The following is a 12,080-nucleotide window of genomic DNA, read 5'->3' as shown; positions in this document are numbered from 1 at the left end:
GCGCGGGCGCGCCAGCCTGGAGGTATGACCGAATCCAGCCACCCCACCGAGTCCGCGGCACCCGCCACACCCGTCGCGCCCGGCACGAGCCGGACCGAGGGTCACACCCACACCCTGCACTTCACGATCCCTCTTCCGCATCCCGTGGAGGAGGTCTGGGCGGCGGTGGCCACCCCGGAGGGTCTGCCGGGGTGGCTGGCCGCCGCCGATGTGCTCGAACCACGGCTCGGCGGCGCGGTCACGCTGCGGTGGCTCAACAACGGGCGCGCCCACCAGGGCCGTGTCACCGCCTGGGACGGCGAGCGCGTCGCCGAGTACACGCTCGAAGGCCCGCACGGCCGCATGCGCTTCCACCTGGAGCCGACGGCCCGCGACGCGACGACCCTGCGGTTCACCAGGGAGATCGACGGTGACGACGCGGCGCGCCTGGACTACCTGGCCGCCTGGCACGACCACTTCGAGCACCTGGCCGCCGCGCTCGACGGGCGCCCCACGGACGAGCGCGCCTGGGCGGCCTGGACCCCGTCCCGCTGGCAGGAGCTCAGGGACGGCTACCTCGAGACCCCGAAATGATCAGGCCCTCAGCAGGCCTCTCAGAAATCGGCCCCCCAGAAATCAGGCCCCCCAGAAATCAGGCCTCTCAAGGATCAGACCCCGCAGTGATCAAGGCTCCACGGTGATGGCGTCCAGCTTCGCCCGCAGATACGTGTGCGAGTCGACCGGCTCGTGCGCGACCCGGCCCTTCGGCGCGGGCACGGACTCGACGGTCGTGCGCGGGTCGCACTCGTAGAAGTAGACGAGCGACATCAGTTCCTCGGCGGGCAGGTCGGCCGGGGGCGGCAGGACGCGGTGGCGGCCGGAGCGCCAGCGGTCGCCGGTCCAACGCGCCATCAGGTCACCGATGTTGATGGTGAACGCGTCCGGGTCGAACGGCGCGTCCTCCCACCCGCCCTCGTCGGTGTAGACCTGGAGCCCGCCCTTGCCGGCCTGCCGGTCGAGGACCGTGACGGTCCCGAAGTCGGTGTGCGGGCCGATGCGGAACTGGCCCTCCTCGGGCTCGCCCACGACGTCCGTGCCCGGGTACCAGTTGATGTTGAAGCCCCAGGTGGGGTGCGTGGTGTGCCGGGTGAAGAAGTCCTCCTCCTCGCCGAGCGCGACCGCGAGGAGTTCGAGCAGCAGGTCGGACAGCTCCCGCATCCGCCCGAGGTACGTCTCGACGAGCGCGCGCAGCCCGGGCGTCTCGGCGGGCCAGGTGTTGGGCAGGAACCACTCCGCGTCGATCTCCGCGTCCCCGGTGGGCAGTTCGGAGGCGTACGACAGGGACTCCTTGAGGTCGGGCGGGGTCTCGGTGCCCTCCGCGTAGCCGTTCGCCTCGGCGCCGGGGCCCAGCCAGCCGCGCCCGCCGACCTTCACGGCGTACGGCTCCTTCGCCGCGGGCGGCAGCCGGAAGAACCCACGCGCCGCCTCCCGGATCCCGGAGCGCAGGCCCGGGTCCACGCCGTGCCCGGTGACCAGCAGGAACCCGGCCGTCCGCAGCGCCTCGTCGACGGTACGGGCGATCCCGGCGCGCGCGTTCGGACCGCCCAGGAGCCACGGCCGCAGATCGATCGTGGGGATACGGGGCTGTGGAGTACGGGGTTCCGTCATGACCCCACTGTGGACGCGCCGCGGCACCTGGGCAACGACGCCCGACCGGCCGGGCACCCCCTACTCCCCGATGTCCTCGTTCCACAGCTCGGGGCGGGCCGCGATGAACTCCTCCATCATGGCGACACACTCGGGATCGTCGAGGACCACGATCTCCACCCCGTGCTCGGCCAGCCAGTCGTGGCCTCCGTGGAACGTCCGGGCCTCACCGACGACGACCCGCGAGATGCCGAACTGCCGCACCAGGCCGGAGCAGTACCAGCACGGCGAGAGCGTCGTCACCATCGTCGTGCCCTTGTACGAGCGCTGCCGGCCCGCGTTGCGGAAGGCGTCGGTCTCGCCGTGCACGGACGGATCCGCGTCCTGCACACGGCGGTTGTGCCCGCGCCCGAGGACCTTCCCGTCCGCCGAGTAGAGGGCCGCGCCGATCGGGATGCCGCCCTCGGCGAGCCCCGCCCGCGCCTCCTCGACGGCCGTGGCCAGCCAGGTCCGCGCCAGTTCGGGGTCGAAGGCGCTCACGCCTGCTCGCCGCCCTGCTCGCCCTCGCGCTTCTTGAGCTCCTCCTCGCGGCGGCGCAGATCGGCCTCCCAGTCCTTGAGGAGCGCCTCGTCCCTCTTGTTCTCCTCGCGCAGGGAGTGCAGGAACTCGGGGTTGTCGTCGGGCGCGACGAACGTGGTGCGGTGGCTGCGGTGCCACTCGGACGGTGTCGAGCCGTTCGCGGGCGCGTGCCGGTGCCTGCCCGCGACGAGCCAGGCGATCGGGCCGACGAGCACCTCGCCGAAGAGCAGGATGATGATGACCCACACGACCTTCGGCAGGCCCCTGACCTCCTCCTCAGGAGTGTTCAGGCAGTCGATGAAGGCGTAGATCCACAACGCCAGGACCAGCAGGAACGGCAAGTAGCGGAGCATGGTGTCGCGATCCCCCAAGGAGCGGCGTGGGGACGACGCAGGCCCCCGGTGACCGGGTCAGGGTAGCCGGTGCTCGATACTGGGACGCATGGCTTACGACGATCTTCGCTCCCTCCTGCGGGCGCTGGAGCGCGAGGGTGACCTCAAGCGCATCAAGGCCGAGGTCGACCCCTACCTGGAGGTCGGTGAGATCGTCGACCGGGTGCAGAAGTCCGGCGGCCCCGCTCTCCTCTTCGAGAACGTGCGCGGCTCCTCGATGCCGCTCGCGATGAATGTGTACGGGACGGACCGGCGCCTGCTCAAGGCGCTCGGCCTGAAGTCCTACGAGGAGATCAGCGACAAGATCGGCGGCCTGCTGCGCCCCGAGCTGCCGCACGGCTTCGTGGGCGTGCGCGAGGCGTTCGGCAAGCTCGGCTCGATGGTGCACGTGCCGCCGAAGAAGGTGAAGGACGCGCCGGTTCAGGAGGTCGTCCTGCGCGGCGACGACGTGGACCTGGACCAGCTCCCGGCCCTGTTCACCTGGCCCGAGGACGGCGGCTCCTTCTTCAACCTCGGCCTCACGCACACCAAGGACCCCGAGAGCGGCATCCGCAACCTCGGGCTCTACCGGCTCCAGCGCCACGACCGGCGCACCATCGGCATGCACTGGCAGATCCACAAGGACAGCCGCAACCACTACCAGGTGGCCGCCAGGAAGGGCGAGAAGCTGCCGGTCGCGATCGCCTTCGGCTGCCCGCCCGCCGTGACGTACGCGTCGACGGCGCCGCTGCCCGGGGACATCGACGAGTACCTCTTCGCCGGGTTCGTCCAGGGCAAGCGGATCGAGATGGTCGACTGCAAGACGGTGCCGCTCCAGGTACCGGCGAACGCCGAGGTCGTCCTCGAGGGGTGGCTGGAGCCCGGGGAGATGCTCCCCGAGGGCCCGTTCGGCGACCACACCGGTTTCTACACGCCGCAGGAACCCTTCCCCGCGCTGACGATCGACTGCGTGACGATGCGCAAGCGTCCGCTGCTGCAGTCCATCGTGGTGGGGCGCCCGCCTACGGAGGACGGTCCCCTCGGCCGGGCCACGGAGCGCTTCTTCCTGCCGCTCCTCAAGATCATCGTGCCGGACATCGTGGACTACCACCTGCCCGAGTCGGGCGGCTTCCACAACTGCGCGATCGTCTCGATCGACAAGAAGTACCCGAAACACGCGCAGAAGGTGATGCACGCCGTGTGGGGCGCCCACATGATGTCGCTGACCAAGCTGATCGTGGTCGTCGACTCGGACTGCGACGTGCACGATCTGCACGAGGTCGCGTGGCGGGCGCTCGGGAACACGGACTACGCCCGTGACCTGACGGTCGCCGAGGGTCCCGTCGACCACCTCGACCACGCGTCGTACCAGCAGTTCTGGGGCGGCAAGGCGGGCATCGACGCGACGAAGAAGTGGCCCGAGGAGGGCTACACACGGGACGGCGGCTGGCCCGAGATGGTGCTGTCCGACCCGCAGACGGCGGCGACGGTCGACCGCCGCTGGAAGGAGTACGGCCTGTGACCAGCGCTTCCGCCGCGATCCCGCAGCCGGGCCGCACCAAGGCGTTCCTGCGGCTCGTCATGATCGAGCACTCGGTGTTCGCGCTGCCCTTCGCGTACATCGCCGCGCTCACCGCGATGTTCCGTATGGACGGGAACATCCACTGGTGGCGGCTGCTGCTCGTGACGATCGCGATGATCGGCCTGCGCACGTTCGCGATGGCCGTGAACCGGATCATCGACCGCGAGATCGACGCCCGTAACCCGAGGACCGCGCACCGCGAACTCGTCACGGGCGCGATGTCCGTGAAGTCCGCCTGGACCGGCGCGCTCATCGCACTCGTCGTCTTCCTCGGCTCGGCCGCCCTGCTCAACCCGCTGTGCCTGGCGCTCGCGCCCATCGCGGTGATCCCGATGGTCGTCTATCCGTACGGCAAGCGGTTCACGAACTTCCCGCAGGCCATCCTGGGTCTCGCCCAGGCGATGGGGCCGGTCGGCGCCTGGCTGGCGATCACCGGCGAGTGGTCGTGGGACGCGGTGGTCCTCGGGCTCGCGGTCGGCATCTGGATCGGCGGCTTCGACCTCATCTACGCCTGCCAGGACGTGGAGACGGACCGTGAGGTCGGCGTGATGTCGGTGCCGGCCCGCTTCGGTATCCCGGCGGCGATCTGGGGAGCGCGCGGCTGCCACACGCTCACCACGGCGCTGTTCGTCTGGTACGCCCTCGCCACGGACGCGGGTGCGTTCTTCTGGCTCGGCCTCGTCATCGTCGCGGGCGCCTTCCTCTACGAGCACACGATCGTGCGGCCGCGCGACCTGTCCCGGCTCAACCGGGCCTTCTTCCAGGTCAACGGCTTCATCGGGATCGCCCTGTTCGTGTGCGCGCTGCTCGACCTCCTCGTGCGCGGCCTGACTGTCTGACCGCGGCCGGGTGCCGGATAGGCTCGACGGCATGACCGCAGGAGAAATTGGGCGCCGGCCTTGGATCGTGGGGGTGTCCGGCGCGTCGGGGACGCCGTATGCCGCCGCGGTTCTGCGCGCGCTGCTCGACGCGGGGGAGAGCGTGGACCTCGTCGTCTCGCGGGCCTCGCGGCTGACGCTGCTCGATGAGACGGGCATCGCGTTCCGGGACGCGCACTGGCGCGAGGACCTGGGTGAGTGGCTGGCGCGCGGGGCGGACGGGAAGCCGGACACGTTCGCGGTGGGCGACCGGCTCGGCCAGGTCAGGTACTGGTCCGCCGGGGATCTGGCGGCGGGGCCGTCGTCCGGGTCGTATCCGGCGAAGGGCATGATCATCGTGCCCGCGTCCACGGCGTGCGTGGCGGGCGTGGCGCTCGGCCTGTCGAAGGATCTGCTCCAGCGCGCGGCGAGCGTGACGCTCAAGGAAGGGCGCAGGCTGGTCGTCGCGGTGCGCGAGACACCGCTGAACGGACAGACGCTCAAGCATCTGGTGACGCTGGACGAGGCGGGCGCCGTGGTGCTGCCCGCCTCTCCGGCGTTCTACGCGGGGGCGACGCACATCCAGGATCTGGTGGACTTCGTCGCCGGGCGGGCGCTCGACGCGGCGGGGGTGCCGCATCGGCTCTACCGCCGGTGGCAGGGAGAGCTCGGGGGCGGCTCTCGGGACCGTTAGCGCTTCTTGGCGCGCACGGCCCGCTTCTCGGCGGCACGCGCCTCGACGGCGGACTGGTGGGCACGCGAGCGGTTGGCCTGGTCCTGCAGCTCGCGCATACGGGCGTAGGCCATCTCGATCGTGTACACGGTGGCAACACTCCTGAATGATCGTCTTTGATCGGTAGTCGAAGATCGCTTGGAAGGTCAGCCGAAGGTGAAACCGGGTTTCGGCTGAAAGATTCACAGGGTCAATGCCCTGCACGCCTTGGATTCTACACGTAAACTCGCGTCATCGCAGATTAATGAAAGGCATGGACCTATGGACGCCGTGGACAGGCAGCTCATTCAGGCTCTGCGCGAGAACGGCCGCGCCTCGTATGCCGAGCTGGGACGCCTCGTAGGCCTGTCCGGGCCCAGCGTCACCGACCGCATCAACCGCCTCGAAGCGGCCGGCGTCATCACCGGCTACCGCGCGACCGTCGACTCGCCCTCGCTCGGTCTCGGCGTCACCGCCCTGATCGGCATCTCGCTCTCCGACGCCGCCGACCACGAGGACGTGGCGCGCCGGCTCAAGGACCTGCACGAGATCGAGGACTGCTGGTTCATCGCGGGCGACGACTCGTACATGCTCAAGGTGCGGGTCGGCGACGTGGACGGCCTGGAGCGCACCATCCGCCGGCTCAGCGGCACGAAGGGCGTCTCGCGCACGCGCACCACGATCGTGCTGTCCACCAAGTGGGAGAACCGGGTGGGGGAGTTGCCGGAGGAGGAGTAGAGGCGGGCGCGAAGGGCCTGATGGGGGCCCCTCCCGCCCGAAGGGCGGGGGAGTACGGTTGGCCGCAGTCTTTGGTGAGGAGCAATGGCAATGGACGTAGGGCTCAAGCGCGAGCTGGAGCAGAAGGTGCGGGACGGCGAGCGGCTGTCCCGTGAGGACGGCGTCGCGCTGTACGAGTCGGACGACCTGGCCTGGCTGGGCGGGCTCGCCCACGAGGTGCGCACGCGCAAGAACGGCGACGTCGTCCACTTCAACGTCAACCGCCACCTCAACATGACGAACGTGTGCACCGCGTCGTGCGCGTACTGCTCGTTCCAGCGCAAGCCGGGCGAGAAGGACGCGTACACGATGCGCATCGAGGAGGCCGTCCGCCTCGCCAAGGCGATGGAGAACGAGAACCTCACCGAGCTGCACATCGTCAACGGCCTGCACCCGACGCTGCCCTGGCGTTACTACCCGCGCTCCCTGAAGGCCCTCAAGGAGGCGCTGCCGAACGTCGCGCTGAAGGCGTTCACGGCGACGGAGATCCACCACTTCGAGACGATCTCCGGGCTCTCCGCCTCCGAGATCCTCGACGAGCTGATCGACGCCGGTCTCGAGTCGCTGACCGGCGGCGGCGCGGAGATCTTCGACTGGGAGGTCCGCCAGCACATCGTCGACCACGCCACCCACTGGGAGGACTGGTCGCGGATTCACCGCCTCGCGCACGAGAAGGGGCTCAAGACCCCGTCCACGATGCTGTACGGGCACATCGAGGAGCCCCGTCACCGCGTCGACCACGTGCTGCGCCTGCGCGAACTCCAGGACGAGACCGGCGGTTTCCAGGTCTTCATCCCGCTGCGCTACCAGCACGACTTCGTCGACATGAAGGACGGCAAGGTCCGCAACCGCCTCCAGGCGCGTACGACCATGGCGACCGGCGCCGAGGCGCTCAAGACCTTCGCGGTCTCCCGGCTCCTGTTCGACAACGTGCCGCACGTGAAGTGCTTCTGGGTCATGCACGGTGTGCAGACCACCCAGCTCGCGCTCCAGCACGGCGCCGACGACATGGACGGCTCGGTCGTCGAGTACAAGATCACGCACGACGCGGACAACTACGGGACGCCGAACAAGCTGACCCGCGAGGACCTGCTCGACCTGATCCGCGACGCCGGCTTCCGGCCCGTCGAGCGGAACACCCGGTACGAGATCATCCGCGAGTACGACGGCCCGGACCCGGCGCGGCGCGAGACGCCGCAGGCGATGCGCGTCTGAGGCACAGGTGAGTTGAGTGAAGCCCCGGCCGCCGGCCGGGGCTTCGCCCGTTCACGGATCAGGCCACCGGCAGCAGCATCGTGATGTCGTCGCGGTCGTCGCCCGGGGCCACCCGGATCGCGCCGGGGACGCGGCCGACCTCCTTGTAGCCGCACGCCGCGTAGAAGCGGTCGGCGCCGGTGCCGCCGCGGCAGGTGAGGCGGATCGCCTCGATACCGTCGAAGGCACGGGCGGCGTCGGCCGCGGCGGCCATCAGCTCCCGCCCGTACCCCTTGCCCTGGTGCCGCGGGTGGACCATCACCGTGTACAGCCAGATGTAGTGCTTCTGCAGGCGATGCTGGTTGTACGTGAAGAAGGCCGTCGCCGCGACGGCGCCCTCCTCGTCGCGCCCGACCAGGAGCCGGGTGCGGCCCTCGGCTATCGCGGCGAGGTGCCTGACCAGCTCGGGGCGGATGTCCTCGGTGGTGACGGGCGGGACGAAGCCGACCGCTCCGCCCGCGTTGGACACGTCGGCCCAGAGCGCGAGGACGTCGTCCCGCAGCGCCGGATCGATCGGCGGGTCCAGCTGAAACGTAAGGGTCATTGGGCCACTCTAACCATTACTTGCAGTACCGCTCAATGCCCTTCCGGGGCCGCATGCTTCACTGGGTGGTGCGTAGGACCGATTCGGAACGGAAGAGTGGATTGACATGCTCCGCTACACGCTGATGCGCTTCGGGATCTTCGCGGGCTGCTTCCTTGTCGTCTGGGGCCTCGCCTCGACAGGCATCGTGCCCCGCGGCGCCGGCGGCTCGTACTTCCTGTGGATCGCCCTGCTCGGTCTCGTCATCTCCGCGCCGATCAGCTACGTCGTGCTGCGCAAGGAGCGCGACCGGGCCTCGGTCAAGATCGTCGAGCGTGTCGACCGCACGAAGGCCAACTACGAGCGCAACCGCACGCAGGAAGACGTCGCGGACGACACGGCCCGCGCGCAGAGCGCCTCGTAACGCGACTCGTCCCCGAAGTCCCGTGTAAGGGACTCGTAAGCTTCGTCACAACGCAGCTGGCCCCGGCATCCCCCGATGTCGGGGCCACCTGCGTTTTCCAGGCTCAAGGGCCATGGAGCGGGTCATTTCTTCCCCAAAGAACCCCTTTGATGTTCTCAAAGCATGAGTGTTAACGTGATTGACATGAAGACATCCGCAGCCCGCATGCCCATGGGCGTTCCGCTCGTGGCGCGCCTGCATGTCGACCTCTGCCTCCCCCAAGTTCTCGGCTTCGCTCGAGCAGGGGGGACCCCCACCATGTCCGCTGCCTGTCGCCTCTGAAGCGACGCCCCCCGATGCAGCGGCGCCCCTGGTTCTCCCTCCCGCGGTGGCCGCTTCCTTACGTCCGACCCCACCCGCGCGTCATCACTGGAGTGTGTCCGTGTCCGCGAACACCGCGTCCGCGTCCGAGAAGCAGAAGCCCCGCTTCCGGATACCCATCCCCTTCTGGGCCCAGGTCCTGCTCGGCCTCGTCGTCGGCCTCGTGCTCGGCTACGTCGCCCGCACCTACGACGTGTCCTGGCTCGCCACGACCCTCGACAAGGTCGGCGGCATCTTCATCCAGCTCCTGAAGCTGGCCGTGGCCCCGCTGGTCTTCTTCGCGATCCTGGTGTCCATCACCAATCTGCGGAAGGTCAACAACGCCGCGCGGCTCGCCGGCCGCACCCTCCTGTGGTTCATGATCACCTCGCTGATCGCGGTCGTCATCGGCCTCGCGATCGGCCTGATCACCAACCCGGGCAACGGCTCGGACCTCACCCCGGCCGACGGCTCCAAGCCCGACCACGCCGGCTCCTGGCTGGACTTCCTGACCGGCATCGTCCCGACCGATGTCGTCACGCCGTTCACCCAGCTCAACGTCCTGCAGATCGTCTTCATGGCGGTCGTCGCCGGTGTCGCCATCCTGAAGATCGGCCCGAAGGCGCAGCCGATCCTCTCCCTGTCCGAGTCGGTGCTCGAGCTGCTGCAGAAGGCCCTGTGGTGGGTCATCCTGCTCGCCCCGATCGGCTCCGCCGGCCTCATCGGCCGCGCCATCGTCCAGTACGGCTGGGACCTCCTCGGCAACTACGCGACGTTCACGATCGACATCTACGTCGGCTGCGCCCTGGTCCTCTTCGGCGTCTACCCGCTGCTCCTCGCAGTCGTCGCCAAGCTGAACCCGCTCCAGTTCTTCAAGGGCGCCTGGCCCGCGATCCAGCTGGCCTTCGTGTCCCGCTCCTCCGTCGGCACGATGCCCGTCACCCAGCAGTCCGCCGAGCGCCTCGGCGTCCCGCGCAACTACGCCTCCTTCGCCGTGCCGTTCGGCGCGACGACCAAGATGGACGGCTGCGCCGCGATCTACCCGGCGATCTCCGCGATCTTCGTCGCGCAGATCTTCGACGTACAGCTCGGCATCAAGGAGTACCTGCTCATCGCGTTCGTCTCGGTGATCGGCTCCGCCGCGACCGCCGGACTGACCGGCGCCACGGTCATGCTGACGCTGACCCTGTCGACGCTGGGCCTCCCGATGGAGGGCGTGGGCCTGCTCCTCGCCATCGACCCGATCCTGGACATGATGCGCACCGCCACGAATGTTGCAGGCCAGGCGCTCATTCCGGTCATCGTGGCCGCCCGCGAGAACATCCTGGACCGCGTGAAGTACGACAACGCCACCGCGTCTCCCGTCGAGGAGCCCGTGGCCGAGAGCCAGCACGAGGACGAGCCTCAGGTGGTGGGTGCCGCCGCCTGAGTCCCCAGGCTCGTACCCGTCCGCACCCCGCACCCCGCCGGTTCCCTCCGGTCGTGGTGCGGGGTGTGTGCGTGGTGGTGGCTACGCTTGCGGGCGGACGCGGTGTGGAGAGAGGCGGGCGGCCGGGGTGGGCGAAGTGAGGGTCAAGCGGATGCCGCGGGCCGTGCGGGAGCGTCAGATGCTCGACGCGGCGGTGCGGGTGTTCGGGGAGCGTGGCTACCGGGCCGCGTCGATGGATGACATCGCGGAGCTCGCCGGAGTGTCGAAACCGCTGGTGTACCTCTACCTGAACTCCAAGGAGGAGCTCTTCTCGGCGTGCATCCAGCGCGAGTCGGCGGCCCTGATCGCGGCGGTGCGCGCGGGTGTGTCCGGCGGTGAGGGAGCCGACCGGCAGCTGTGGGACGGGCTGCGGGCCTTCTTCACGCACACGGCGCAGAACCCCGACGGCTGGGCCGTCCTGCACAGTCATGCGCCGGCGGGCGGTGAGCCGTTCGCCGTCGAGGTCACGGCCATGCGCGAGGAGATCGTCGCGTTCGTGACCGGGCTGATCGCCGCGGCGGCCAGGGAGGCGCACGACGATCCCGCGCTGCCCGACCGCGAGGTCGCCGGGCTCGCGCAGGCGCTGGTCGGGGCCGCGGAGTCGCTGGCCGGCTGGGCCAACACGGACCCGTCGGTCACGGCCAAGGAGGCCGCGGCCACGCTGATGAACTTCGCCTGGTCGGGCCTGGGGAACCTGATGGAGGGCCGGCGCTGGTCACCCGCCCCCGGCGCGTAGCACCTCGCCCGTGACATGGGTGCGCGTCGCCGAGCGGAGCTCGAAGGCGGGCCCCCGGGACGCGTACGTCACGCTCGCCGGCAGGAGTACGGGTGCCTTGAACGCGGCGCGCACCTGCACCTCGCCCTCCGCGCCGTGTGCGGCGAGGCAGCGGGCGACGGTCCACATGCCGTGCGCGATGGCGCGCGGGAAGCCGAAGAGGCGGGCCGTGAGCGGGTGCAGATGGATGGGGTTGCGGTCGCCGGACGCGGCGCCGTAGCGGCGGCCCAGGTCGCCGGGCAGTTTCCACTCGGCCACCGCGGGCAGCGGCTCGGGACGCTCCTCGGCCGCCGCGTTGTCCCTGGGGTGTGTGTCGGTGCGGTGGCGCGCCAGATAGGTGCTGGTCGAGGTCCACGCGCGCGTGTCGCCCGACCGCAGCCCGGTGACGACGGTGACCTCCGTGCCGCGCCGGTGGGGCGCCAACTCTTTGACGTATACGGAGAGTTCGTACGCCTCGTCGACCGGCAGGTCGTGCCCCTGGGTGACGGTGAGGGAGGTGTGGACGAGGCCGAGCAGGGGGAGCGGGAAGCGCCGCTCCGCCATGATCCGCATCGCCAGGGGGAAGCCGAGGACGTGCGGATACGTGACCGGGAGCACGGCGGAGTCCCGGTCGAAGCCGCACACCTCGCGGTACGCGGCCAGGCGGGTGCGGTCGGTGCGTGCGGCGGGCAGGACCAGGCGGGTCGCGGGGGCCTCGGCGCCGGGGCGTGGGCGCTTGAGGGCGGAGAGGAGGGCGCCGCGGGCGAGGAGGGGCGGCAGGGACGGGGCTGCGGTGAGCGTGACGGTCGTCATG

At 70.0% G+C, this 12,080-nt stretch carries 15 protein-coding genes; 9 read left to right on the top strand and 6 right to left on the bottom strand.

The features are described from left to right. Positions 1-24 precede the first annotated feature (24 nt). A complete protein-coding gene (locus ACWIGU_RS23280) occupies positions 25-573 on the top strand; it encodes an SRPBCC family protein (protein WP_454403595.1) in 549 nt (182 codons plus the stop codon). Between the two features lie 90 nt (positions 574-663). Here ACWIGU_RS23280 and ACWIGU_RS23275 read toward each other — a convergent pair whose 3' ends face one another. The 3 genes from ACWIGU_RS23275 to ACWIGU_RS23265 are packed head-to-tail and all read right to left on the bottom strand — an operon-like array spanning position 664 to position 2,558. Continuing rightward, the gene (locus ACWIGU_RS23275) at positions 664-1,647 is read right to left on the bottom strand and encodes an isopenicillin N synthase family dioxygenase (protein WP_454403593.1); all 984 of its coding nucleotides are present in this window, start codon (positions 1,645-1,647) and stop codon (positions 664-666) included. 60 nt (positions 1,648-1,707) lie between these two features. Beyond that, a complete protein-coding gene (locus ACWIGU_RS23270; protein ID WP_454403591.1) occupies positions 1,708-2,166 on the bottom strand; it encodes a nucleoside deaminase in 459 nt (152 codons plus the stop codon). Next, on the bottom strand, positions 2,163-2,558 hold the full coding sequence (locus ACWIGU_RS23265) for a PLD nuclease N-terminal domain-containing protein (RefSeq protein WP_454403589.1): 396 nt from the start codon (positions 2,556-2,558) through the stop codon (positions 2,163-2,165). The genes ACWIGU_RS23270 and ACWIGU_RS23265 overlap by 4 nt, the downstream gene beginning before the upstream one ends. An 88-nt stretch (positions 2,559-2,646) precedes the next feature. On the opposite strand from ACWIGU_RS23265, the gene ACWIGU_RS23260 reads away from it, so the two are divergent. From ACWIGU_RS23260 to ACWIGU_RS23250, 3 genes are read left to right on the top strand one after another with little or no spacing between them, the layout of a single operon-like run. Beyond that, positions 2,647-4,098: a menaquinone biosynthesis decarboxylase gene (locus ACWIGU_RS23260; protein ID WP_356278961.1), complete on the top strand. Its 1,452-nt coding sequence runs from the start codon at positions 2,647-2,649 to the stop codon at positions 4,096-4,098. Beyond that, positions 4,095-4,997, top strand: coding sequence for a menaquinone biosynthesis prenyltransferase MqnP (gene mqnP, locus ACWIGU_RS23255; protein ID WP_454403587.1), 903 nt, complete (start codon positions 4,095-4,097; stop codon positions 4,995-4,997). The genes ACWIGU_RS23260 and mqnP overlap by 4 nt, the downstream gene beginning before the upstream one ends. A gap of 31 nt (positions 4,998-5,028) precedes the next feature. After that, positions 5,029-5,709: a UbiX family flavin prenyltransferase gene (locus ACWIGU_RS23250; RefSeq protein ID WP_454403585.1), complete on the top strand. Its 681-nt coding sequence runs from the start codon at positions 5,029-5,031 to the stop codon at positions 5,707-5,709. Here ACWIGU_RS23250 and ACWIGU_RS23245 read toward each other — a convergent pair. Further along, a complete protein-coding gene (locus tag ACWIGU_RS23245; protein ID WP_454403671.1) occupies positions 5,706-5,837 on the bottom strand; it encodes a hypothetical protein in 132 nt (43 codons plus the stop codon). The genes ACWIGU_RS23250 and ACWIGU_RS23245 overlap by 4 nt on opposite strands. A 172-nt stretch (positions 5,838-6,009) precedes the next feature. Here ACWIGU_RS23245 and ACWIGU_RS23240 point away from each other — a divergent pair, with 172 nt between their 5' ends. Together ACWIGU_RS23240 and mqnE are read left to right on the top strand one after the other, a co-directional pair. Continuing rightward, positions 6,010-6,465 (top strand): Lrp/AsnC family transcriptional regulator, encoded by a 456-nt coding sequence (locus tag ACWIGU_RS23240; RefSeq protein ID WP_329571395.1) that lies wholly within the window; start codon positions 6,010-6,012, stop codon positions 6,463-6,465. Between the two features lie 90 nt (positions 6,466-6,555). After that, the gene (mqnE, locus tag ACWIGU_RS23235) at positions 6,556-7,719 is read left to right on the top strand and encodes an aminofutalosine synthase MqnE (RefSeq protein ID WP_453719702.1); all 1,164 of its coding nucleotides are present in this window, start codon (positions 6,556-6,558) and stop codon (positions 7,717-7,719) included. Positions 7,720-7,777: 58 nt separating this feature from the next. On the opposite strand, the gene ACWIGU_RS23230 is transcribed toward mqnE, so the two are convergent. Then, positions 7,778-8,302, bottom strand: coding sequence for an N-acetyltransferase family protein (locus ACWIGU_RS23230; RefSeq protein ID WP_454403583.1), 525 nt, complete (start codon positions 8,300-8,302; stop codon positions 7,778-7,780). A 106-nt stretch (positions 8,303-8,408) separates the two neighbouring features. On the opposite strand from ACWIGU_RS23230, the gene ACWIGU_RS23225 reads away from it, so the two are divergent. The 3 genes from ACWIGU_RS23225 to ACWIGU_RS23215 all read left to right on the top strand — a co-directional run bounded on the left by ACWIGU_RS23225 (position 8,409) and on the right by ACWIGU_RS23215 (position 11,248). After that, positions 8,409-8,705: a DUF4229 domain-containing protein gene (locus ACWIGU_RS23225; RefSeq protein WP_329571391.1), complete on the top strand. Its 297-nt coding sequence runs from the start codon at positions 8,409-8,411 to the stop codon at positions 8,703-8,705. A 421-nt stretch (positions 8,706-9,126) separates the two neighbouring features. Then, the gene (locus tag ACWIGU_RS23220) at positions 9,127-10,473 is read left to right on the top strand and encodes a dicarboxylate/amino acid:cation symporter (protein ID WP_454403581.1); all 1,347 of its coding nucleotides are present in this window, start codon (positions 9,127-9,129) and stop codon (positions 10,471-10,473) included. Positions 10,474-10,600: 127 nt separating this feature from the next. Beyond that, positions 10,601-11,248 carry a TetR/AcrR family transcriptional regulator gene (locus ACWIGU_RS23215; RefSeq protein WP_454403579.1) on the top strand — a complete coding sequence of 216 codons (648 nt, stop codon included), beginning with the start codon at positions 10,601-10,603 and terminating at the stop codon, positions 11,246-11,248. Here the strand turns inward: ACWIGU_RS23215 and ACWIGU_RS23210 are convergent. Continuing rightward, positions 11,228-12,079 carry a MaoC family dehydratase gene (locus ACWIGU_RS23210; protein ID WP_454403667.1) on the bottom strand — a complete coding sequence of 284 codons (852 nt, stop codon included), beginning with the start codon at positions 12,077-12,079 and terminating at the stop codon, positions 11,228-11,230. The two genes, ACWIGU_RS23215 and ACWIGU_RS23210, sit on opposite strands and share 21 nt — an antisense overlap. Between the last annotated feature and the right edge of the window lies 1 nt (position 12,080).

The organism is Streptomyces sp. NPDC055400 (genome assembly GCF_053644375.1).
This window is presented reverse-complemented; position numbering and strand designations above follow the sequence as displayed.

Coding starts and splice junctions, on each gene's coding strand:
- ACWIGU_RS23260 (WP_356278961.1), top strand. CDS start 2,647: ATGGCTTACGACGATCTTCGCTCCCTCCTGCGGGCGCTGGAGCGCGAG.
- ACWIGU_RS23265 (WP_454403589.1), bottom strand. CDS start 2,558: ATGCTCCGCTACTTGCCGTTCCTGCTGGTCCTGGCGTTGTGGATCTAC.
- ACWIGU_RS23275 (WP_454403593.1), bottom strand. CDS start 1,647: ATGACGGAACCCCGTACTCCACAGCCCCGTATCCCCACGATCGATCTG.
- ACWIGU_RS23225 (WP_329571391.1), top strand. CDS start 8,409: ATGCTCCGCTACACGCTGATGCGCTTCGGGATCTTCGCGGGCTGCTTC.
- ACWIGU_RS23230 (WP_454403583.1), bottom strand. CDS start 8,302: ATGACCCTTACGTTTCAGCTGGACCCGCCGATCGATCCGGCGCTGCGG.
- ACWIGU_RS23250 (WP_454403585.1), top strand. CDS start 5,029: ATGACCGCAGGAGAAATTGGGCGCCGGCCTTGGATCGTGGGGGTGTCC.
- ACWIGU_RS23280 (WP_454403595.1), top strand. CDS start 25: ATGACCGAATCCAGCCACCCCACCGAGTCCGCGGCACCCGCCACACCC.
- mqnE (WP_453719702.1), top strand. CDS start 6,556: ATGGACGTAGGGCTCAAGCGCGAGCTGGAGCAGAAGGTGCGGGACGGC.
- ACWIGU_RS23210 (WP_454403667.1), bottom strand. CDS start 12,079: ATGACGACCGTCACGCTCACCGCAGCCCCGTCCCTGCCGCCCCTCCTC.
- ACWIGU_RS23240 (WP_329571395.1), top strand. CDS start 6,010: ATGGACGCCGTGGACAGGCAGCTCATTCAGGCTCTGCGCGAGAACGGC.